The sequence below is a fragment of the Azospirillum terrae genome (assembly GCF_053470425.1).
This window is the reverse complement of the sequence record NZ_JBPXMR010000003.1, coordinates 324699-345399: the sequence shown is the minus strand read 5'-3', so window position 1 is coordinate 345399 and position 20701 is coordinate 324699. Positions and strand designations below refer to the sequence as shown.

General features: G+C 68.6%; 22 protein-coding genes. 8 read left to right on the top strand and 14 right to left on the bottom strand.

Going from position 1 to position 20701, the window contains the following annotated elements; genetic code table 11:
* Positions 1–20 precede the first annotated feature (20 nt).
* The gene (locus ACSVDD_RS11515; RefSeq protein WP_448189490.1) at positions 21–461 is read right to left on the bottom strand and encodes a response regulator; all 441 of its coding nucleotides are present in this window, start codon (positions 459–461) and stop codon (positions 21–23) included.
* Between the two features lie 168 nt (positions 462–629).
* Between ACSVDD_RS11515 and ACSVDD_RS11510 the strand changes: the two genes are divergently transcribed.
* From ACSVDD_RS11510 to rarD, 4 genes are all read left to right on the top strand, one after another.
* Positions 630–767 carry a hypothetical protein gene (locus tag ACSVDD_RS11510; RefSeq protein WP_448189489.1) on the top strand — a complete coding sequence of 46 codons (138 nt, stop codon included), beginning with the start codon at positions 630–632 and terminating at the stop codon, positions 765–767.
* Between the two features lie 11 nt (positions 768–778).
* Positions 779–1348: a hypothetical protein gene (locus tag ACSVDD_RS11505; RefSeq protein ID WP_448189488.1), complete on the top strand. Its 570-nt coding sequence runs from the start codon at positions 779–781 to the stop codon at positions 1346–1348.
* A complete protein-coding gene (locus ACSVDD_RS11500) occupies positions 1345–1857 on the top strand; it encodes a hypothetical protein (protein ID WP_448189487.1) in 513 nt (170 codons plus the stop codon). Before ACSVDD_RS11505 ends, ACSVDD_RS11500 begins: the two co-directional genes overlap by 4 nt.
* A gap of 107 nt (positions 1858–1964) precedes the next feature.
* On the top strand, positions 1965–2882 hold the full coding sequence (rarD, locus tag ACSVDD_RS11495) for an EamA family transporter RarD (RefSeq protein WP_448189486.1): 918 nt from the start codon (positions 1965–1967) through the stop codon (positions 2880–2882).
* A 179-nt stretch (positions 2883–3061) separates the two neighbouring features.
* Here rarD and ACSVDD_RS11490 read toward each other — a convergent pair whose 3' ends face one another.
* The gene (locus ACSVDD_RS11490; RefSeq protein ID WP_448189485.1) at positions 3062–3718 is read right to left on the bottom strand and encodes a TetR/AcrR family transcriptional regulator; all 657 of its coding nucleotides are present in this window, start codon (positions 3716–3718) and stop codon (positions 3062–3064) included.
* Positions 3719–3846: 128 nt separating this feature from the next.
* Here ACSVDD_RS11490 and ACSVDD_RS11485 point away from each other — a divergent pair, with 128 nt between their 5' ends.
* Positions 3847–4947, top strand: coding sequence for an alkene reductase (locus ACSVDD_RS11485; protein WP_448189484.1), 1101 nt, complete (start codon positions 3847–3849; stop codon positions 4945–4947).
* A gap of 342 nt (positions 4948–5289) precedes the next feature.
* Positions 5290–7692: a hybrid sensor histidine kinase/response regulator gene (locus ACSVDD_RS11480; protein WP_448189483.1), complete on the top strand. Its 2403-nt coding sequence runs from the start codon at positions 5290–5292 to the stop codon at positions 7690–7692.
* A 92-nt stretch (positions 7693–7784) separates the two neighbouring features.
* On the opposite strand, the gene rpsD is transcribed toward ACSVDD_RS11480, so the two are convergent.
* The 9 genes from rpsD to ACSVDD_RS11435 all read right to left on the bottom strand — a co-directional run bounded on the left by rpsD (position 7785) and on the right by ACSVDD_RS11435 (position 13382).
* A complete protein-coding gene (rpsD, locus tag ACSVDD_RS11475; RefSeq protein ID WP_448189482.1) occupies positions 7785–8399 on the bottom strand; it encodes a 30S ribosomal protein S4 in 615 nt (204 codons plus the stop codon).
* A gap of 168 nt (positions 8400–8567) precedes the next feature.
* Positions 8568–8855, bottom strand: coding sequence for a N(2)-fixation sustaining protein CowN (gene cowN, locus ACSVDD_RS11470; RefSeq protein WP_448189481.1), 288 nt, complete (start codon positions 8853–8855; stop codon positions 8568–8570).
* A 120-nt stretch (positions 8856–8975) separates the two neighbouring features.
* Positions 8976–9695, bottom strand: coding sequence for a PAS domain-containing transcriptional regulator (locus tag ACSVDD_RS11465; RefSeq protein WP_448189480.1), 720 nt, complete (start codon positions 9693–9695; stop codon positions 8976–8978).
* 87 nt (positions 9696–9782) lie between these two features.
* Complete coding sequence (locus tag ACSVDD_RS11460) at positions 9783–9974, bottom strand: DUF2283 domain-containing protein (protein ID WP_448189479.1); 192 nt, start codon at positions 9972–9974, stop codon at positions 9783–9785.
* Positions 9971–10213, bottom strand: a complete 243-nt coding sequence (locus ACSVDD_RS11455) for a DUF4258 domain-containing protein (protein ID WP_448189478.1) — start codon at positions 10211–10213, stop codon at positions 9971–9973. Before ACSVDD_RS11455 ends, ACSVDD_RS11460 begins: the two co-directional genes overlap by 4 nt.
* 9 nt (positions 10214–10222) lie before the next feature.
* Positions 10223–10993: an RNA methyltransferase gene (locus ACSVDD_RS11450; RefSeq protein ID WP_448189477.1), complete on the bottom strand. Its 771-nt coding sequence runs from the start codon at positions 10991–10993 to the stop codon at positions 10223–10225.
* Positions 10994–11020: 27 nt separating this feature from the next.
* Positions 11021–12625 (bottom strand): citramalate synthase, encoded by a 1605-nt coding sequence (gene cimA, locus ACSVDD_RS11445; protein ID WP_448189476.1) that lies wholly within the window; start codon positions 12623–12625, stop codon positions 11021–11023.
* Between the two features lie 109 nt (positions 12626–12734).
* Positions 12735–12977 carry a hypothetical protein gene (locus ACSVDD_RS11440; RefSeq protein WP_448189475.1) on the bottom strand — a complete coding sequence of 81 codons (243 nt, stop codon included), beginning with the start codon at positions 12975–12977 and terminating at the stop codon, positions 12735–12737.
* 162 nt (positions 12978–13139) lie between these two features.
* Positions 13140–13382: a hypothetical protein gene (locus ACSVDD_RS11435; RefSeq protein WP_448189474.1), complete on the bottom strand. Its 243-nt coding sequence runs from the start codon at positions 13380–13382 to the stop codon at positions 13140–13142.
* A 259-nt stretch (positions 13383–13641) separates the two neighbouring features.
* Between ACSVDD_RS11435 and ACSVDD_RS11430 the strand changes: the two genes are divergently transcribed.
* Positions 13642–14790 (top strand): MFS transporter, encoded by a 1149-nt coding sequence (locus ACSVDD_RS11430; RefSeq protein ID WP_448189473.1) that lies wholly within the window; start codon positions 13642–13644, stop codon positions 14788–14790.
* On the opposite strand, the gene ACSVDD_RS11425 is transcribed toward ACSVDD_RS11430, so the two are convergent.
* The 3 genes from ACSVDD_RS11425 to gltX all read right to left on the bottom strand — a co-directional run bounded on the left by ACSVDD_RS11425 (position 14787) and on the right by gltX (position 18110).
* Entirely contained in the window at positions 14787–15254 is a 468-nt protein-coding gene (locus ACSVDD_RS11425) for a preQ0 transporter (protein WP_448189472.1), read from the bottom strand. The two genes, ACSVDD_RS11430 and ACSVDD_RS11425, sit on opposite strands and share 4 nt — an antisense overlap.
* 116 nt (positions 15255–15370) lie before the next feature.
* Positions 15371–16744, bottom strand: coding sequence for a cysteine--tRNA ligase (gene cysS / locus ACSVDD_RS11420; protein ID WP_448189471.1), 1374 nt, complete (start codon positions 16742–16744; stop codon positions 15371–15373).
* Positions 16745–16766: 22 nt separating this feature from the next.
* Positions 16767–18110 carry a glutamate--tRNA ligase gene (gene gltX, locus ACSVDD_RS11415; protein WP_448189470.1) on the bottom strand — a complete coding sequence of 448 codons (1344 nt, stop codon included), beginning with the start codon at positions 18108–18110 and terminating at the stop codon, positions 16767–16769.
* A 153-nt stretch (positions 18111–18263) separates the two neighbouring features.
* Between gltX and ACSVDD_RS11410 the strand changes: the two genes are divergently transcribed.
* Positions 18264–20681, top strand: coding sequence for a hybrid sensor histidine kinase/response regulator (locus tag ACSVDD_RS11410; RefSeq protein WP_448189469.1), 2418 nt, complete (start codon positions 18264–18266; stop codon positions 20679–20681).
* Positions 20682–20701: the final 20 nt, after the last annotated feature.

Genomic DNA, 20701 nt, shown 5'->3' with positions numbered 1-20701 from the left:
CTTGTCGTTTCAAGCCCCCCTTACACCTCCACCCGCTCGGCCTTCCCCACCACGGGACCCGCATCCTCGAACAGCGTCACCCCCGCCGGCACGGGCAGGCGCCGGCCTTCGTGCCAGGCGGTCAGGAAGCGCACCACGGCGAACAGCGAATCCGGCGACAGCGGCTTCTCGGCCACGCCGATGGCGTGGGTGCCATAGCGATAGGCGAAGTCGCGGTTGGCGGTGACGTACAGCGCGGTCGTGCCGAACGCCTCGTGCAGGTACGCGTCCACCTTGGCGCCGCAACGGCCGTAGCCCAGGCGCAGATCGATCAGCGCCACGTCGGGGGCGGCATGCCGCGTCAGTTCGCGGGCGTCCGGCAGGCTGGCGCAGATGCCCAGCACCGTGTGACCGAGGCTCTCCACCACCTGCGCCCAACTCAGCGCGATCAGCGCCTCGTCCTCGACGATCAGCACGTTCATGGCCGCCACCACCCGAACGGGACGGACTGCCCCACCGGAAACACGTGACTCCCCCGTGCGATCAGCGCAAGCGCTCTTTCGCCCTAGCCGATTCGGGACACCGGCCGGAACCGGGCTCACGTTCCTCCTGTTGCCTCTGCCAAAGGACGAACATCGAAGGAGTGCAGCATGGCCACCGACGATCATGGCCCGCGCAAGATGGGCGTCTACGAGGGCGCCGGCACGGTCCGCTCGCAGTCCAGAACGGTCCTCTGGATCGTGGCGCTGGTGGTGGTGGCGGCCCTCCTGCTCGTCTGGCTGCGGTAAAGGAGGCAACCATGGCCAAGACCATCGTGGCGCTTTACGACACCCCGGCGGAGGCCGACGCCGCCGCGCAGGACATCAGGGCCACCGGATTCACCGATTTGGAGGTCGAGCTAATCCGCCACTCCGGTTATGGCGGCGGCGAGGGATACGGCGAGGTGATGCCGCAGCTCTTGGGCTGGGGCGTGCCGCACGACGAGGCGATCGCCTACGCCGAGGGGTTGCGCCGCGGCGGCGCGCTGCTGGTGATCTCGCCGCAGGACGATGACGCGACGGCGCGTGCCGTCACCACGCTCGAGCACCGCAGGCCGGTGGACCTCGCCGAGCGCTCCGCCGAGTGGCGCGCCTCGGGCTGGACCGGCGATCCGCCGGCCCCTATGCCCAAGCCCATCACCACCCCCTCCACCACCGACGCTGACCGCAACTTGGGCGACGCCGCGGAGGCGCTGCGCGTCAGCAACGCCGAGGCCGTGCCGCCTCCCCCGCCGCATTCCGGCACCGCGTCGCCGTCGTTCCAGCCGGCCTCGGCCGCCGACGTGGCGCGGCAGCGGCTCGACCGCGAAGACCCGGAGCGCCGGTCATGAGCCGGCCGGCGCTCCTGCTGGCGGCGGCGCTGCTGCTGGGCGCCGCGCCGTCCATGGCGCAATCCCCGCAAAAGAATCAGCAGACCGACGCCTGCCGCCACGAGGCCGAGCGCTTCGAGGCGACCATCACCGGCCCCGAGCGCGCCAACCGCAACGCGGAACCCGACACCGCGCCGGGGGCGCGCGCCGGCAAGACGCTGACCGACGAGGATCGGCAGCGGTTGCGCCGCCACACCGACGAGGCGCGCGCCGCCGCCGACCGCGGCGACGCCGAGGGCTGCTTGCGCAACCTGCGCGAAGCCCGCACCGCCGCCCGCGAGGCGGGGTTCGGCGGTGGAGCCGGCGGTTCGGCCGCCCCCTCGCAGGGCAGCAGCGGGAGTTCCGGCAGCGGATCGCTGAACACCAACACCGCCGGCAGTCGCCCGCCGGGCGCGCCAAGGGCCGCCGGTTCCAACGCTGGCAGCGTCGGGGGCAGCGCCGGGGGCAGCGCCGGGAGTAGCGGACGCTAAACGGCCTGCCCGGATCGTTGGCCGCACGGAGAGTCATGCCCGCGGCGCAGTCCCGTCATGCCCGGCGCCGGCTCGCGAACGGTTCGCAGCCATGCTAAACCGGGGGCATGACGATTTCCCCTGACCGGCACAACCCGGCGTTCACCGGCTTTCTGGCGGCGAGCGGCGCCTTCCTCCTGTGGGGGCTGGTGGCGCCGGTCTATTTCAAGATGCTGACCGGCATCGGCGCGGTGGAGATCGTCGCGCACCGGGTGGTGTGGACGGTGCTGCTGGTGGGCGTCTACGTGCTGGTGGCCAGAGGCCCAATGGCGGTGGTGCGCGCGGTTGGCACGTGGCGGAGGCTGGGCATTCTGACGGTGACCACGGCGCTGATCTCGGTCAACTGGGTCATCTTCATCTATGCCACGATCAGCGGCCAGATGCTGCAATCCAGCCTCGGCTACTACATCAACCCGCTGGTCAACGTGCTGCTGGGCGTCGTCTTCCTGCACGAGCGTCTGTCGCGCCAGCAGGTGATGGCGGTCGCCGTCGCCGCCGCGGGCGTGCTCAGCCTCGTGCTGTGGTACGGCGTGGTGCCGTGGATCGCGCTGGCGCTGGCGGCGACCTTCGGAGTCTACGCGCTGGTGCGCAAGAAGGCCGCCATCGATCCGATGATCGGCCTGCTGGTGGAAACCGGGCTGCTGGTGCCGCCGGCGCTCGGCTACCTGCTGTGGTTGGGGGCGGACGGCGCATTCCTCACGCACGGGCTGGGGACGGGCGTCCTGCTCGTGCTGGCCGGGCCGGTCACGGCGGTGCCGCTGGTGCTTTTCATGGTGGGCGCCGGGCGGCTCAAGCTGTCCACCCTCGGGCTGTTGCAGTACATCGGGCCGACCGGGCAGCTCATCCTCGGCGTGCTGGTCTATGGTGAACTCTTCACCCCGGCGCACGCCGTCGCCTTCGGCTGCATCTGGGTGGCGCTGCTGCTGTACTCGCAAGACGCCTTCGCCACTCACCGGGCCGCCGTGCGGGCCGCGGCGGCGGATTGAGACTGGATCCTTGCGGGCAACAGGGTCTTCACGGATTTTGGGGATTTGAACACGGATTACACGGATTTTTATATGCTTGCAGCGCGTCGGCTCACCCGCCAGCCCATCGCTGCGCACGGACAAAGAAAAATCCGTGAAATCCGTGCCAAAGTCCGTGGAATCCGTGTGAAAATGGCGACCTATCCCCTCCCGACCCTCGGCACCAGCCCGTGGGCGATGCTGACGGCGAGGCTGCGGGCCACGGCGCGCACCCGGTCGGAGTCCTCGGCGAACACCACCTGATCCAGGAAGCCCAGCCCGAAGCTCAGCGTCGCGATGCCGGCGGCGATGTTGGGCAGGTCGGCTTGCCCGTCGATCAGCCCCTTGTCGCGCAACGCCTCCAGCCGCGAGAGCATGCAGGGGATGCGGCTCTCCGACAGGGTGCGGCCCATCTCGGCGGCGATGGCCGGATCAACCAGCGCGCGGCCCATCACCACCTTGGTGAAGTCGCGGCACTTCCAGCTGTGCTCGGCCTGACCGATCAGGAAGCTGTGGATCTCCGTCTCGACGCAGTTCCCCGTCGGCGGCAGCGTGCAGCCCTGCGCCTCCTCGCGCCCATAGCGCTCGACCACCGCCAGCAGCAGGCCGGCCTTGCCTTGGAAATAGCGCTGGATCAGCTGCTCGTTGACGCCGGCCCGCGCCGCGATCTCCCGCGTCGTCGCGGCGTCGAAGCCGCGCTCGGCGAACACCTGCTTGCCGGCGTCGAGCAACGCCTTGGCCGTGGCTTCGCGGTCGCGCTTGCGCGGGCTTGTGCAGCCCTCGCCACCCTGCGCGCAGGGGGTGTCCTCGTCCAACATGGTGCCCTTCCTCGCCGGGCCACCGTGACCCGACATTCTTATAATAGGTATGCACGCGCATACTTGACAAGACGCTCCTTTGGGATCATGTATGTATCCACATACATACCATAGGACGCGAGCCAACCATGAGCCAGATCGATCTCTTCACGCCCGTCCGCGTCGGTTCTCTGGAACTGCCGAATCGCCTTGTCATGGCGCCGATGACGCGCAGCCGCGCCGGTGCCGGCAACGTGCCGACGGCGCTGATGGCCGAGTACTACTCGCAGCGCGCCTCGGCCGGCCTGATCATCGCCGAGGCGACGCAGGTGTCCGACACCGCGCAGGGCTACCCGAGCACGCCCGGCATCCACACCAACTCCCAGGCGGCCGGCTGGCGCACCGTGACCGAGGCGGTGCACGCCAAGGGCGGGCGGATCTTTGTGCAGCTCTGGCACGTCGGCCGCATTTCGCACCCGATGTTCCAGCCCAACGGCGCGCTGCCCATCGCCCCCTCCGCCATTGCTGCGAAGGGTGAGCTGTACACCGGCGAGGGCATGAAGCCGTTCCCGGTGCCGCGGGCGCTGGACGCCGCCGAAATCCCCGGTCTGGTCCGCGACTTCGCCGAGGCCGCCAAGCGCGCGGTGTTCGACGCCGGCTTCGACGGCGTGGAGATCCACGCGGCCAACGGCTACCTGATCGACCAGTTCCTGCGCGACGGCACCAACAAGCGCACCGACGAGTACGGCGGCTCGGTCGAGAACCGCGCCCGCTTCCTGTTGGAAGTGACCGAGGCGGTGGTCAACGCCATCGGCGCCGAGCGCGTCGGCGTGCGCCTGTCGCCGAACGGCACCTTCAACGACATGAGCGACAGCAACCCGGCGGCGCTGTTCGGCTATGTCGCCAAGGCGCTCAGCCACTTCGGCCTGGGCTATCTGCACGTGATCGAGGGCATCGCCGGCCCGATGGCCCTGCCGGAAGGCGCCAAGCCAGTGGCCGGCGACCTGAAGCGCGCCTTCCAGGGCACGTTCATGATCAACGGCGGCTACACCCGCGCCGCCGCCGACGCCGCGCTGGCGAAGGGCGAGGCCGATCTGGTGAGCATCGGCGTGCCGTTCATCGCCAACCCCGACCTTGCGGTCCGCCTGAAGCGCGGCGCCCCGCTGGCCGAGGGCGACGCCGCGACCTTCTACGGCGGGACCGAAAAAGGTTACACCGACTATCCGGCGCTGGAGACGGTGGCGGCGTAAGAAGCAAGGGAATGCGGGAGGGCTCTGCCCTCTCGCGCTCTGCTTTCCCAGCAATCGATAATTTACAAACAATCTGCCGGACTTGCGAAAGAACAAGACTCGCAAAGGCTCCAATATCCACCTTCGGGAGAACAACTCACTTTCCAATTCAACAAAACCGCTACCACGAAGCATAACCGACGTTCAAACGGAGTTTTGCTTCAGGCGCAATTTTGCGATGGTGACACGGTTTGATTTCGATGTACGGTGCTGTTGAACACCGATCCTACGCGGACTTGCATGAAACGAGTCAGGCGCCTCCACTGGCTCATCATTTTGGGCTTGGTCCCGCTGCTGGCGTATATGCTGCTCTTGTTCGGCATGATACGAGAGCAGCAACGGGAGGCAGTCGCCGCGACCCTTGAGCGGGCGGCGCAGGGCATCTCCAATGCTGTTGGAAACAGGCTGACGGACGAGATGGCCCACCTGGCCGGTCTGGCACAGTCGACCGCACTCGACCGGGGCGACATCGAGAGCTTCAGAACGGAAGCGCAGCGCCTTCTCGACTTGAGGACGGATTGGATCACCGTCGTCCTCACCGACAGCGAGCGGCCACTGGTCAACCTGCGCTTCCCCCAAGGCGAGGCGTTGCCGCCTCTGCGGGACCCCGAATCCCTCAGGCGCGTTTGGACGACCCGATCGCCGGCCATCGGCAATTTCATCGACCGCACGGTCGGCGTGCGCTTCCCGGTCATCCGCAACGGCACCATGCGCCACACGGTCGTGGCGGCCCTGAGCACCACGGTGATCTCCGACCTGCTGCAAGCCTATGGCCTTCCAGCGCAATGGGTTGGCGCCGTGGTGGACGGCAACGGCATCATCCTCGCGCGCAACACCGCGGCCGAGCGGTTCGTCGGCACGTTGGCGACCGCGGACGTCCGGGCCCAATTCGGCCCAACCCCTTCGGGCGTCTTTCAGGCAACCGTCAAAGAGGGAGGGCCGGTCTACGCCTTTTCCATGCCCATCCCGGAAACGCCGTGGCACGTCGCCATCGCCGCCCCGGTCGCTGTGGTGGAGGCGGAGTACCGCGCCATCATGTGGCTGCTGGTCAGCGGCGCGGCCGTCGCCATCGCCGCGGCCGGGGCCCTGTCGATGTCGCTGGCCCGGCGCGGAACGCGAGTCGCGGAGCGGCGTATGGAGGAATTCAAGGGAGAGAGGGACCGCGCCGACCAGGAAAACCGCGAAAAGTCGGCGTTCCTGGCGTTGATGAGTCATGAGCTGCGCACCCCGCTCAATGGCATCCTCGGCTTTGCCCAGGTTCTCGCGCAATCCGGCCTCACTCAAGAGCAGGCAAGTCACGTCGAGCACCAGAAGCAAGCAGCTCACACGCTGCTTCGCCTGATCGACGGCGTCCTCGATTACTCCAAGATTGAAGCCGGGTGCCTCGAACTCGAGTCGATCTCCTTCGACTTGCCGGACCTTGTCGGCGAATGCGTCGCCCTCATTCGGCCCATGGCAAAAGAAAAGGGCCTTGAAATCAGGCTCATGCCCGAGCCGGACCTGCCGCGCTTCATCCTGGGGGATCCGCTGCGATTGCGGCAGATCCTCGTCAATCTGCTGGGCAACGCGGTGAAGTTCACCACCCACGGCGCCGTCAGCGTGTCCGTCGGGCATCGGAGGCGCGACGACGGATCGCTCGACCTCTCGTTCATCGTCCGGGACACCGGCCCCGGCATTCCCGCGGAGCGCATGGATCGGCTGTTTCACCGCTTCAGCCAAGTCGACGCTTCGACAACACGCCAATTCGGCGGCACCGGACTCGGGCTGGCAATCTGCAAAGCGCTGGTCGATCTGATGGGCGGAGCGATCCGGGTCGAAAGCGTGGTCGGCAAAGGCAGCGCTTTCCACTTCACGATCCACGCCGCCCTTGGCGACAAGCCTTCGGACGACGAGACACCACCCGCGCCGCAGCCACCGAGAGCCGCCCGCCAAGGCGCGATCCTGCTCGTCGAAGACAGCCAATTGAACCAGATCGTGGCCCGCGCGATGTTGCAAAAGGCCGGTCACCACGTCGACGTGGCCGAGAATGGCGCCGAGGCGGTCGCGGCGGTCCAGGAGCGTCCTTTCGACCTCGTCCTGATGGACGTGATGATGCCGGTGCTCGACGGCATCGAGGCGACCAGGACGATCCGCAGCTTGCCGGGACCGGTCTCCGCCCTTCCCATCATCGCCCTGACGGCAAGCACGGATCCGCAGGATATAGAGGCATGCCATGCCGCGGGGATGAACGGCTGCCTCGGCAAGCCGATTGTCTGGCAGGAGTTGCTGGACACGATCGCGGACCATATCGAAGCCGGCAATGCTCCCGCCGCCATGGAGAACGCGGCCCACACGGCACCATTCCTCGCCGAGGAAATGGAATTCGCGCTGTCCGAGGCGATAAAGCCCGCACTGTTGATACCGTTGCTGGAAATGTTCGTCGAGCAGGCGGATGGCTGGGTGGAAGAGTTGGAGCGTCACCGAACCGATCCCCACGAGCTTAGAGCCGTGGCTCACCGCCTCTCCGGCACCTCCGGGTATTTCGGCTTCACGGCCCTGTGGGAAGCCTGCCGCGCCTTGGAATGCGCCTGCCGCGAAGGCCGGACGGAGCATGTCCAACACGGGTTGGAGACGGTCGAAAGCGAACTCCACAAGGCCAAGACCGCAGCCTTCACCAAGGCCACCGCCCTTGCCGGTGAACTGGATCCTGCGAAGTCCCGAGATTAGGTACGGCTGGTGCCTGGTGGCGCTGCCCACAAAGAAAAAGGCCGCACCCGAGGGTGCGGCCTTTCGTCTGTCGGCGGAGGACCGCCCGGTCTTTAGCGCGAGTAGAACTCGACGACCAGATTCGGCTCCATCTGCACCGGGTACGGCACGTCGGCCAGCAGCGGGGCGCGGACGAAGCGGCCCTTCAGCGCACCGGTGTCGACTTCCAGGTATTCGGGGATGTCGCGCTCACCCGAGGCGACCGCCTCGAGGACCAGCGCCATCTGCTTGGACTTGCTCTTCACCTCGATCACATCGTTGTCCTTGACGCGGAAGGACGGGATGTTGACGCGGACGCCGTTGACCGTGATGTGGCCGTGGTTGATGAACTGGCGCGCGGCGAACGGGGTCGGCACGAACTTCATGCGGTAGACCACGGCGTCCAGGCGGCGCTCCAGCAGACCGATCAGGTTCTCGCCGGTGTCGCCCTTGCGGCGCACGGCCTCCTGGTAGATCTTGCGGAACTGCTTCTCGCCGATGTTGCCGTAGTAGCCCTTCAGCTTCTGCTTGGCCATCAGCTGCAGGCCGTAGTCGGACGGCTTCTTGCGGCGCTGGCCGTGCTGGCCGGGGCCATACTCACGACGGTTGATCGGGCTCTTGGAACGGCCCCAGAGGTTGACGCCGAGACGGCGGTCGATCTTGTACTTGGACTCTTGACGCTTGCTCATAACTCGTCCTCGTTTTTCGCGAGTTGGTTTTGTCCCGGTAGTTCCACCGGCCCTTACGGACCGGGGACGGGGCGCAGACACTCAGCCACGCCCGCCTTCCCAGGAAGTGAAGGCGCGCACTATACGGATCGCGCCCCCATTGTCAAACCCGCAAATCGCCGGACGCGCTCAGAAGCACTCCACCTCCAGCTTCTTCAGCGCGGCCAGGGCCTCCTCGTCGTCATGGTCCTCGAACAGCTCGACCATGTAGTAGACGTGGGAGTGCATCAGCAGCAGCTTGTCCGCCACCGGCACCCGGTCGCTTTCGGCCTTCGCCAGGCGCTGCTTGAAGCGTTCCCAGAACGCGTTGCTCTTCTCCGGGTCGTCGATGTAGCGGCGCAGGTGATCCAGCACCACGCGCATGTTGGCCTCGAAGTCGATGCTGGCGAAGCTGGTGTAACGGGCGAGCTGGCTCATCATGGCACCTGTGGAACACGGAACCCGCACAGGGTCGCACCCACGCCGCCGATGCTCAACCGGCCGCACCCCAAGCGCGCCGGCGCTGCATGAACGGCATCATTGGCGCATGAACGGCGGTCAAACCGCCAGCAACCGGCGCACCAGCTCCACCTTGTCGCGGCCGACGGGGATGCGGGGGCCGTGGTCGCCGGACAGTGCAAGTGTCCAGCGGCCGTCCAGGCGTTCGGCGGCGCGCACATGGCGCAAATTCACCAGATGCCGCCGGTGGACCCGCACGAACGTCAGCGGATCGACCCGCTTTTCCAGCTCGGCCAGGGGCAGTGGGCAGAGATGGGTGCCGGCCAGGGTCAGCGCCTCAGCGTAGTGCCCCTGGGCGGTCAGGCACACCACCTCGGCGATATCCACCAGCACCGTGGCGCCGCCGCGCAGCACCGGCAGCTTCAGCAGATGCGGGCGCCCGGCGGGCTCGCCCTCGCCCATGGCCGACTCGCCCAGGGCGTGGAACATCATGCAGAAGCCCTGGTCGCCCAGCAGCGTGACCTTCGCCACCAGACTGCCCATGGGCGTGGTCACCACCATGCCGGCGGTGCCGTCGGTGGCGTTCTCCGCTGCGTCGATCAGCCAGCGCACCTTGGCCCGCGCGGCCGGGGGATGAAAATCGAGGATGTCGGCGCCCAGCGGATTGGCGCCCTTCAGCCTCAGCAGCCGCCCCGCCACCGCGTTCACCGCCATGATGCGGCGCCCGAGGTCCAGCATCACCACCCCGACCGGGGTGCGCTGCAACCGATATTCGAAACTGCCTGAGGGCGAGGGGGCGGGGGTGCGGATGGGAGGCATGGCGACCCTCAGCGTCGGCCAGCCCCGCGCACCGCGCAAGCGGTTTCTATGGCGGAGAGGCCACGCATCGCCTTTGCGCAGGCCCCGTCATTCTGCGGCGTTCAACAGGGCGCCGACCGCCATCTTGTCGCGCGCGTTCAGCACCTCAAGGGCGATGATTCGATGCTGATCGTCGAAATCAAGGATGATGCCGGGCGCCACCTCTTGCGATTCCTCGATGGTGCCGTCGGAGAAGCGCACGTACAGCGCGTCGGCCTCAGCGTCGTAGCGCGACTTCATGGCTTGGCTCCTCGATCAAGAAAGGCCGTGATCACCAGTATATCCGCACCGTGCGGGCGGTGGACAACCCGGATGATCCGGTTTCCAGCTTCGGGTATCCGCTTGAACGACCGGACGGCGGCCGGATCGCCGGGGTCCGGCTCGGTGCGGTCGGGATCCAGCACGGCTCGTTCCACCCACGCCCGCGACAGCGCACGCTCCTCGATCGTCAGCTGCGCATGCGCGGTGTAAATGAACATTATGAAACTTTACTTGTCGCCCTTCCGCCGGCCCGTCAGGCTGGCGAGGATGCCGTGGAAGGTGCGGACCTCCTGCTCGGTCATCTGCATGCGCTCGAACGCGTTGCGGATGGTGCGCTGGATGGAGGGGCGCTTCGCCGCCGAGGTGAAGAAGCCGCTGTGCTCCAACTGGTCCTCGATGTGCTCGAAGAAGTTCAGCAGCTCCGCCTTGGTGGCCGGGCGGGTCTGGCCGGTGTGCAGGAAGCGTTCGGGCGGCAGCTCGCCGGTCTGGAACCACTCGTAGCCGATCAGCAGCACCGCCTGCGCCAGATTGAGCGAGCTGAACGCCGGGTTGAGCGGCACGGTGATCAGCTTCTCGGCCAGGGTCAGGTCGTCGTTGAACAGGCCGGTGCGCTCCGGCCCGAACATCACGCCGACCTTGTGCCCGACGGTGTGGTGGGCGCGCAGCTGCTCGGCGGCGACGCGGGGCGTCACGAACTCCTGGATCATATCGCGGGTGCGCACGGTGGTGGCGTAGACCACCTGCAAATCGGCCACCGCCTCGGCCGTGCTGGCGTGCAGCGTGGCGTTGTCCAGCACGAGGTCGGCGCCGGACGCGTTGGCCTGCGCCTTCTCGTTGGGCCAGCCGTCGCGCGGACGCACCAGACGCATCTCGGTCAGGCCGCAGTTCAGCATGGCGCGGGCGCAGGCGCCGATGTTCTCGCCCATCTGCGGCTCGACGAGGATGATGGTGGGGCCGCCCAGGATCGACGGCCGTTTCGGGTCGTTGCCGGAAGTCATTCTCTACACTCTTGAGGAAAGCGCCGGTCAGCTCCGCGGCGGCACGCCGGCCTTGAACAGCTTGTAGGTGTAGCTGTCCACCAGCGCCTCCATCGACGCCTCGATGATGTTGGTGGACACGCCCAGCGTCGACCACTCCACGCCGTCGCCGTTCTGGCTGCGGATCAGCACGCGCGGCATGGCGGCCGACGCGGCGCTGGCGGCGAGGATACGCACGCGGTAGTCCACCAGCTTGACGCCCTTCAGTTCGGGATAGCAGCCCTCCAGCGCCTTGCGCATGGCGTGGTCGAGCGCGTTCACCGGGCCGTTGCCCTCGGCCACGTGCAGATGCACGTCGGCGCCGACGCGCACGCGCACCACCGCCTCCGACTCCACCACCAGCTTGCCCACCGCGTTGTAGCGGCGCTCGTCCGTCACGTGGAAGCGCAGCAGTTCGAAGTAGTTGGGCAACTGTTTCAGCTCGCCGCGCACCAGCAGCTCGAAGCTCGCCTCGGCGGTGTCGTAGGCGTAGCCCTCGGTATCGCGCTGTTTGACGAGGTCGAGGAGGCGCGGCAGCCGCGGGTCCTTGGCGTCGATGTCGATGCCGGCCTCGCGCAGGCGCGCCAGGATGTTGGAGCGGCCGGCCTGGTCCGACACGACGATCTGCCGCCGGTTGCCCACCGTTTCCGGCGGCACGTGCTCATAGCACGCCGGGTCCTTCTCGATGGCCGAGACGTGCAGCCCGCCCTTGTGCGCGAACGCCGAGGAACCGACGTAGGGCGCGTGCCGGTTGGGCGCACGGTTCAGGCACTCGTCCAGGTTCCGGCTGACCTCGGTCAGCAGTGGCAGGTCGTCGCGGCCGATGCCGGTCTCGAAGCCCATCTTCAGCATCAGCGTCGGGATCAGCGAGACGAGGTTGGCGTTGCCGCAGCGCTCGCCCAACCCGTTGATGGTGCCCTGGACCATGCGCGCCCCGGCGCGCACCGCGGCCAGCGAGTTGGCGACCGCGTTCTCGGTGTCGTTGTGGCAATGGATGCCCAGGCGCTCGCCGGGGATGCCGTGCTTCGCCACCACGTCGCGGACGATGGCCTCGATCTCGTCGGGCAGCGTGCCGCCGTTGGTGTCGCACAGCACGATCCAGCGCGCACCGGCGTCGTACGCCGCTTTGATGCACTGGACGGCGTAATCGGGATTGCGCTTGTAGCCGTCGAAGAAGTGCTCGGCGTCGAACAGCGCCTCGCCCTTGGCGGCCTTGGCGGCGGCGACGCTGTCGGCGATCAGCTCCAGGTTCTCGGCGCGCGGGATGCCCAGCGCCACGTCGACCTGGAAGTCCCACGACTTGCCGACCATGCACACGGCACGGCAGCGCGAATTGAACAGCGCGGACAGGCCGGGGTCGTTGGCGGCGCTGCGGCCGGGGCGGCGCGTCATGCCGAAGGCGGTGAAGGTGGCGCGCGACAGTTCCGGCATTTCAGCGAAGAACTGGTCGTCGGTGGGGTTGGCGCCCGGCCAGCCGCCCTCGACATAGTCGATGCCCAGCCGGTCCAAATCCTTGGCGATGGCGATCTTGTCGGCGACCGCGAAGTCCACGTCCTGGGTCTGCGCTCCGTCGCGCAGCGTGGTGTCGTACAGGTAGATCCGTTCGCCGGTCATCGCCAATCCCTGCCGAAGGGCCAAGCAGCCCTTGCCGAAAAGGCGAGAAGAATGGCGGAAGGGCCGGATTATCTCAACCGATTCCTGCGGCTGATCCGGCTCTTCGTATTCAGCGGCGGCGGTGGTCGTCGTCGATGCGGATGGGGATCGGCTTCAGGTCGCGCTCGTCCTCCAGCAGCATCAGCCGGTGGATCAGCCAGCCTCCCAGGACGGTGACCGGCCCCATCAGCCCAAAGCCCAGCGCGTCGGTGAGCACCCGCGCGTCGACCCGGAAATCCCCGTTCCACCAGTAGAGGAAACCAGCCACACCGCACAGGTACCAGGCGGCGATCGCCAACAGCAAATCCCACATGCGTCGTCACTCCACAGTGATCGTCGTTACCCCGCAACGCAACAGCGGCACCTCCATGGCGGCAACGGCTCCGCCGCGGTACCTCATTCACCAAAACACGCGGAATCGCAAATTGATCCCCGCCGGAATTCCGGGCGCCCTGCCCGGCCCTCAAGCGAGCGTTCAGCGGTGCGGGCGAGTGCCGGTGACGTCCCTCCAATCGGCCTCCGCTTCGGCCTTTCCCTTGTCGCTCATCAGCCGGTGCACGAGGTAGCCGGTCAGCACGTTCAGCGGCCCCATGATGCCGAAGGCGAGCGAATCGATCAATGCCATGCCGTCCACCTCGCAATCCTCGCTCCACCAGTAGAGGAAGCCGGCGATACCGCAGGCGTACCAAGCCAGAAACGTCAGGAACAGCGCGAACATCGATAGCCCCGTTGCGGCATTCCGCCGAGTGATTAAGCCTGACTATCCACATAATCGCCGGCGGGAGCGTGACAAGTCGGCGCCGGGAGCAAGTGCCGCCAACCTTCCGCAGTGGCCGGTCGGAGGCGATCCGACGAACGATTTAGGCGGTCAGCCCACGTCCCATTCCCGCCCCAACTTCTTCGCATTTATGGCTTATTCGCGCTAAACACCGCAGAGCTACAACACGCACCGGTTTCGATCCCGACCGGAGCGTCCCATGCCCATCCCCGCGCCGCGCGCCGCGCTGCCGCTGTTCGCCTCGGTGGCGGCTGTCGTGCTGTCCACCGGCTTCACCGCGACGCTCCTGCCGCTCGCCGCCGGCGGCACCGGGGCGGCGGCCGGGGTCGCCTCGGCGCACTTCGCGGGGTTCGTGGTCGGCGCGCCGGCCACCGGGCGGATCATCGCGGCGCTGGGCTCCGCGCGGGCGGCGCTGCTGTTCGCGCTGGGCATCGCGCTGACCACCGCCGGGCTGGTCGCGGCGAACGGGTTGGCGAGTTGGATGGCGTTGCGCTTCGCCTCGGGGATCTGTGTGTCCGGGTATTTCGTGCTGGTGGAAAGCCGGCTCAACGACCTCGCCGACACCGCCAGCCGCGGGCGGCTGATGGGCGCTTACCTCATGGCCTTCTACGCCGCCCAGGCGGTGGGCTCGTCCATGGCTGGGCTGGCCGGGCCGGACGGGGCGGTGTGGATGCTCGCCACGCTGCCATTGCCGCTGCTGGGCGCGCTGCCGCTGCTCCGGGCGGCAGCCCCGGCACCGAAGACCGGCCGCCGCACGCCATGGCCGCAATTGCTGGCGCGGGCACCGGCGGCCTACGCCAGCAGCTTCAGCGGCGGGCTGTTGCTCGGGGCGTTCTACGGGCTGGGGCCGCTCTACGCGGCGGCGGTGGGCGGCGGCGCCTTCGCGTCGGGGCCGTTCATGGCGGCGGCCATGCTGGGCGGCATGGCGGTGCTGGGCCCGGTCGGACGCGGCGCCGACCACGGCCACCGCGAGCGCTGGCTCACATCCGCTCTTGCGGCCACCGCCGGGGCGACGGTGGTGCTGGCACTGGTGCCGGAAGGCGATCTGCTGATGCTCGGCATGGGCGGGGCGCTGCTGGGGGCGGCGGGCTTCACTCTGTACCCCCTGGGGTCCGGCTGCGTGAACGACGCGGTGACCGCCGACGAGCGGCTGGCCGCCAACGGGCTGTTCCTGCTGCTGAGCGCCTTGGGAAGCTGCGCCGGGCCGATGCTGGCCGGCTGGGCGATGGCGCACCTGGGAACCGGGCGCTTCCTGCTGCCGGCCGCCGCGGCGTGCATCGTCGCCTCGTCCGCGGTGGTCGGGACGCGCCCCTGGCCGGACGTGCGCGGCGCGTCCCGAAGTGTTTAGGCGGTCGCCAGGGCACGCCCCTCACGGGCGCGCATCAGCAACCACACCACCGACACGCCGGCCAGCTTGGAGGCGACGCTGGCCGTCCACACGGTCGGCGACCACACGCCGATCATGCCGAAGAAGATCGCGGTGTCGACCGGCACCGACAGCGCGGCGCTCAGCCACAGGCGGTCGCGCAGCGGGCGCCTGGTGATGGTGAAGACCGCCCAATCGATGGTCTCCGACACCGCGAAGGCGGACACGCTGGCGGCGGCGACGAACGGGTCGGCCAGCAGGTAAGAGAGCGCGATGCCCGCCGCCATGGCGGCCAGCGACCCATGGCCGTAGCGCACCTGCACCATGTCGCGGAGCACGAAGATCAGGCCGACCCAGCAGGACCACACGAGGTCCAGGTGCGGGGCGATGCTGAAGGCGTAGTTGATGGCAAGCACACTGCCGATGTAGGCGGCGAGCCAGATCATGGCTGGAATCCTCCGATGCCACCCGCCTGAACGCGGGCGCGTAAAAACGAAACCGGGGCAAACCCGCCTGGTGCGAGCGCCCCGGTGCGTGACTTAACACGGGTGGGAGGAGAAAGTCAGCCCCGCTTCCAGGTCGTCCCCTGCGGACCGTCCTCCAGCACGATGCCCTGGTCGAGCAGGTGCTTGCGGATGCGGTCGGCCTCGGCGAAGTTCTTGCCCCCCCGCGCCGCCTTGCGGTCGGCGATCAGTTGCTCAATGTCGGCGTCGGCGAGTTCCGCCGCCCCCTTGGGCGCCCAGCGGAACCACGCCTCCGGGTCCTGCTCCAGCAGGCCCAGCGCGCGGCCGGCGGCCAGCAACCCACCCTTCGCCATCGCCTTGGCGGCCGGCGTCGCCGCCTTGTTCACCGCCCCGGCGAACTCGTGCAGGTGGGAGATGGCGAGCGGAGTGTTGAGGTCGTCCTCCAGCGCCGCCAGCATGTCGAAGGGCAAATCCTGGTCGAGCGGCGCCGGGTCGCCGCGCAGCGCGCCGTACCAGCGGTCCAGCGTCGCCTTCGCCGCCTTCAGCCCGTCGCGGGTGAAGTCCAGCGGCTGGCGGTAATGCGCGCTCAGCAGCGTCAGGCGGATCGCCTCGCCGGGGAACTCGTCCAGCAAGTCGTGCACGGTGAAGAAGTTGCCCAGGGACTTGGACATCTTCTCGCCCTCGACCGTGACGAAGCCGTTGTGCACCCAATAACGCGCCAGATGCGCGCCGTCGTGGGCGCAGCGGCTCTGCGCGATCTCGTTCTCGTGGTGCGGGAAGATCAGGTCCAGGCCGCCGCCGTGAATGTCGAAGGTGACGCCCAGATGCTCCCGCGCCATGGCCGAGCACTCGATGTGCCAGCCCGGCCGGCCACGGCCCCACGGGCTGTCCCAGCCCGGCTGCTCCGCCGCACTCGGCTTCCACAGCACGAAGTCCTGCGCGTCGCGCTTGTACGGCGCCACGTCCACCCGCGCCCCGGCGATCAGCTCGTCGATGGAGCGGCGCGAGAGCTGCCCGTACTCCGGCATGGACGGCACGGAGAACAGCACGTGCCCATCGGCGGCGTACGCGTGGCCGGCGTCGATCAGGCGCTGGATGATGGCGATCATCTGGCCGATGTGGTGCGTGGCGCGCGGCTCGATGTCGGGCCTGAGCGCGTTCAGCGCCCCCATGTCCTCGTGGTACAGACGGGCCGTACGTTCGGTCAGAGCCTCGATGGACTCGCCGGACTCGCGCGAGCGGTCGATGATCTTGTCGTCCACGTCGGTGATGTTGCGGACGTACGTCACCGACGCGTACAGGCGCTTCAGCAACCGGTACAGCACGTCGAACACCACCACCGGGCGGGCGTTGCCGATGTGCGCCGTGTCGTACACCGTGGGGCCGCACACGTACATGCCGACGCTGTCGGGCGACAGCGGCTCGAAACGCTCTTTGCGGCGGTTCAGCGTGTTGTAAAGATCGAGCGGCATGGCGTCCTCAGGCGGTCTCTTCTTAAGCGGTTTGGCCGAGAAGCCGGTGCACGGCGCGCGCACGGCCGATCAGGGGTAACAGGTTCTTCAATTCCGGTCCATGCTCGCGCCCGGTCAGCGCGAGGCGCAGCGGGTGGAACAGCTCCTTTCCCTTGCGGCCGGTCGCCTGCTTCACCGCGGCGGTCCACGCCCCCCAGGTGGCGGCGTCCCACGGCTCGTCGGGCAGCAGGCCGGCGGCGGCCTGGGTGAAGGCGGCGTCCTCGACCACCGGCGCCACGGGCGCGTGCGTCACGCTCCACCACGCGCCGACGTCGGAAAGCGTCTCCACATTCGCCCGCACCGCCTCCCAGAACGCGGCATCGACGCCGTGGAAGCCGCGCGCCTCCAGATCGGCGCGCACCGCCTCGAACGGCGTCATGTGCAGCAGCCGCGCGTTGAGGCGCTTCAACTCTTCCAGATCGAACTTCGGCGTGGCGCGCGAGACTTTCTCCATGGCGAACTCGGCGACCAGATCGTCCAGCGCAACGCGCGGCTCGATGGCGTCCGACGTGCCGAGCTTGGCGAGCAGGCTGGCCAGCGCCATCGGCTGGATGCCCTCCTCCTCGCGCAAGGAGGTGACCGACAGGCTGCCCAGGCGCTTCGACAGCCCCTGCCCGCCCGCGTCGGTCAGCAACGGCAGGTGCGCGAACACCGGCACCGCGGCGCCCAGCGCCTGCCAGATCTGGATCTGCACGGCGGTGTTGGCGACGTGGTCCTCGCCGCGGATGACGTGGCTGATGGCGAAGTCGGCGTCGTCCACCACCGAGGTCAGCGTGTAGAGCGGCCGTCCGTCCTCGCGGATCAGCACCGGGTCGGACAGCGCCGCGCCCTCGAAATGCACCGGCCCGCGCACGAGGTCGGTCCATTCCACGGGCGTGTGCTCCAGCTTGAAGCGCCAGTGCGGCGTGCGCCCCTCGCCCTCCTGCCGCGCGCGGTCGGCGTCGGTCAGGCGCAGCGCCGAGCGGTCGTAGAGCGGCGGCCGGCCCTGCGACAGCAGGCTGGCGCGCTTCAGCGATAGTTCCTCCGCCGTCTCATAGCAGGGGTACAGCCGCCCGGAGGCCTTCAGCGCCGCCGCCGTCTCGTCATAGCGGCCGTAACGGTCGCTCTCCCGCGCGAAGCGGTCCCAGCCCAGGCCGAGCCACGTCAGGTCCGCCTCGATGCCCTGGGCGTACTCGGGCTTGGAGCGTTCCTCGTCGGTGTCGTCCATACGCAGCAGGAAAGTGCCGCCTTGGCGGCGGGCGAACAGCCAGTTGACCAGCGCCAGACGCACGTTGCCCACGTGCAGCAACCCGGTCGGGCTCGGAGCGAAACGGACGGCGACGGACATGGCGGGATGCCGCTGATGGTGAACGGGTGTGTGGGGATAGCATGGAGAGAACGGGTGCGGAAGGGGGGCGGACGCGCCACCCGCAAACCCATCGCCCGATAAGGGTTTTTCGCCGCCCAGCCGAGGGATAGTCTACCCCGCGGAAGGTTCGCGATGCCCCGGATACCCATCAGCCGCCGCCTGATCTTCCTGCTTCCGCTGGTCGCGTTGCCGTTGCTGGCGTTCGAGATCGGCTCGCAGATCGTGCTGCGCGAAACCCGCAAGGCGGAGGTGCGCCAGGACGCCCTGCGCCTGCTGGACTCAGTGGAGGCCGAGCAGCAGCGCCTGATCGACGACATCGAACACACGCTGATCACCCTGGCGGAGGTCGGCGCCGCTGAACTCCAGGGCAGCGGCTGCCAATCCGCCCTGGACCGGCTGAAGCGGCGCTATCCACCATACCTGACCATCGAGGTCACCGGCCTGGACGGCGTCGTCCACTGCTCGACGGACCGGCAGAGGATCGGCGTCTCCAACGGCGACCGCGAGGACGTTCGCCGCGCGCTCGCCACCGGGCGCTTCGCCGCCGGCACCTACGACCTCGCCCGCCAGACCGGCAGCCCGATCCTGCCCTTCGGCCTGCCTTTCCAGGACCCCGGCGGACACACCGTGGGGGTGATCACCGCGCTGCTCGACATCGGCTGGCTGGAGGATTACCTGACCCGCAAGCCGATGCCGAACAGCGCAGCCGTGCTGATCGCCGACCGCAGCGGCACGGTGCTGGTCCGCACACCGCACATCCCCGGTCTGGTCGGCGGGCCGCTGCCGGAGCGTTTCTCCTTCATGCTGAAAGGCAGCCAGCACGCCATCATCGAGGCGATCAGCCTCGACGGCGTGCCGCGGGTGATCGCCTATTCCACCACCGAATCCGGGGTGCCGGGCCTGCTGATCTCCGCGGCGCTCGACAAGGACGAAGCCATGCGGCCGGTCAACGCCGCGCTCATGCGGTCGCTGGCGCTGTTCGCCAGCGTGCTGCTGATGACGGTGCTGGCGGCGCTCTGGGGCGTGCGGCGCTTCACCCGCTTGCAGGACCGCCTGATGCTGGCGCTGCAATCCGCCCACGCCGGCACCTTCGACGCCGACCTGCGGACCGGACGGTCGAGGTGGTCGGAGGCGACCTACCGCATCTTCGGCCTCGACCCGAAGCAGCACCCGTCCTCGGTGGAGAGCTGGAAGTCCGTGCTGCACCCCGACGACCGCGAGCGGGTGCTCGCCGAGCGGCTGCACGGTTTCGAGACGCACAGTCTCGACCACCACATGGAATACCGCATCGTTCATCCCGACGGTGGCGTACGCTGGGTGGAGACCCTCGGCCGGGCCGCCTACGCCGCCGACGGCACGCCGCGCAACCTCGCCGGGCTGCACATCGACATCACCCGGCGCAAGGAGGTCGAGGAGGCGCTGCGCACCGCCAAGGAGGAGGCCGAGCGCGCCAACCTGTCGAAGACCAAGTTCCTGGCGGCGGCCAGCCACGATCTGCGCCAGCCCATGCAGTCCATGGTCTTCTTCGCCTCGGCGCTGCACGGCCACGTGGACAGCAGCCGGGGCCGCGAGGCGCTGACCATGCTGGAGCGCGGCATGGACACGCTGAGGGGCCTGCTGGACAGCCTGCTCGACGTGTCGCGCCTGGACGCCGGCGTCGTCACGCCGACCATCGAGGACTTCTCCATCGGCCCGGTGCTCAACCACATCGGCGCCTCCTACACGCCGCTGGCGGCGGTCAAGGGGCTGACGTTCGAGATGGCGATATCCTGCGACACCCCCGTGCGCAGCGACCGCAACCTGCTGGGCCGCATGGTGCGCAACCTGATCGAGAACGCCATCCGCTACACCGAATCCGGCTTCGTCCGGCTGGAATGCCACGTGACATCCGGCCACGTCCTGATCGAGATCCACGACAGCGGCATCGGCATCCCGCCCGACCAGCGCGAGCAAATCTTCGAGGAGTTCCACCAGATCGGCAACCCGGCGCGCGACCGCGCGCGCGGCCTTGGCCTCGGGCTGTCCATCGTCAAGCGCCTGTCCGGGCTGCTGCAACACCCTGTGGAGGTGCGCGCGGCGCCGGGCCGCGGTTCGGTGTTCTCCATCCGGGTGCCGCTGGGCCAGAGGGCGGCGCCGGTGGCGGAGGCGGCACCGCTGCCCAGGGCCAGCGGCCTCGGCCGGCTGGCGCTGCTGGTGGACGACGACGTCATCGTGCTGCTGGGTTTGCAGACGATCCTGCGCGAGTGGGGGTACGACACGATGATCGCCGCCTCCGCCGACGACGCGCTGAAGCGCCTGAAGGCGGACGGGCGGACGCCGGACATCGTCGTCGCCGACTACCGCCTGCGCGAGGGGCGCACCGGCACCGAGGCGGTGCGGCGCATCCGCGAGGCGGTCGGCGCCGCGGTGCCCGGCATCATCCTGAGCGGCGAGGCCGGGCGCGAGTGGCAGCAGGACGCCGAGGGCCTCGGCCTCGGCCTCGCCTTCAAGCCGGTGACGCCGCGCCAGCTGCACGAAGTGATGACCCGCCACCTGGGCACCGCCGCGTGATGCCAGCGCTGTTCCTGGCC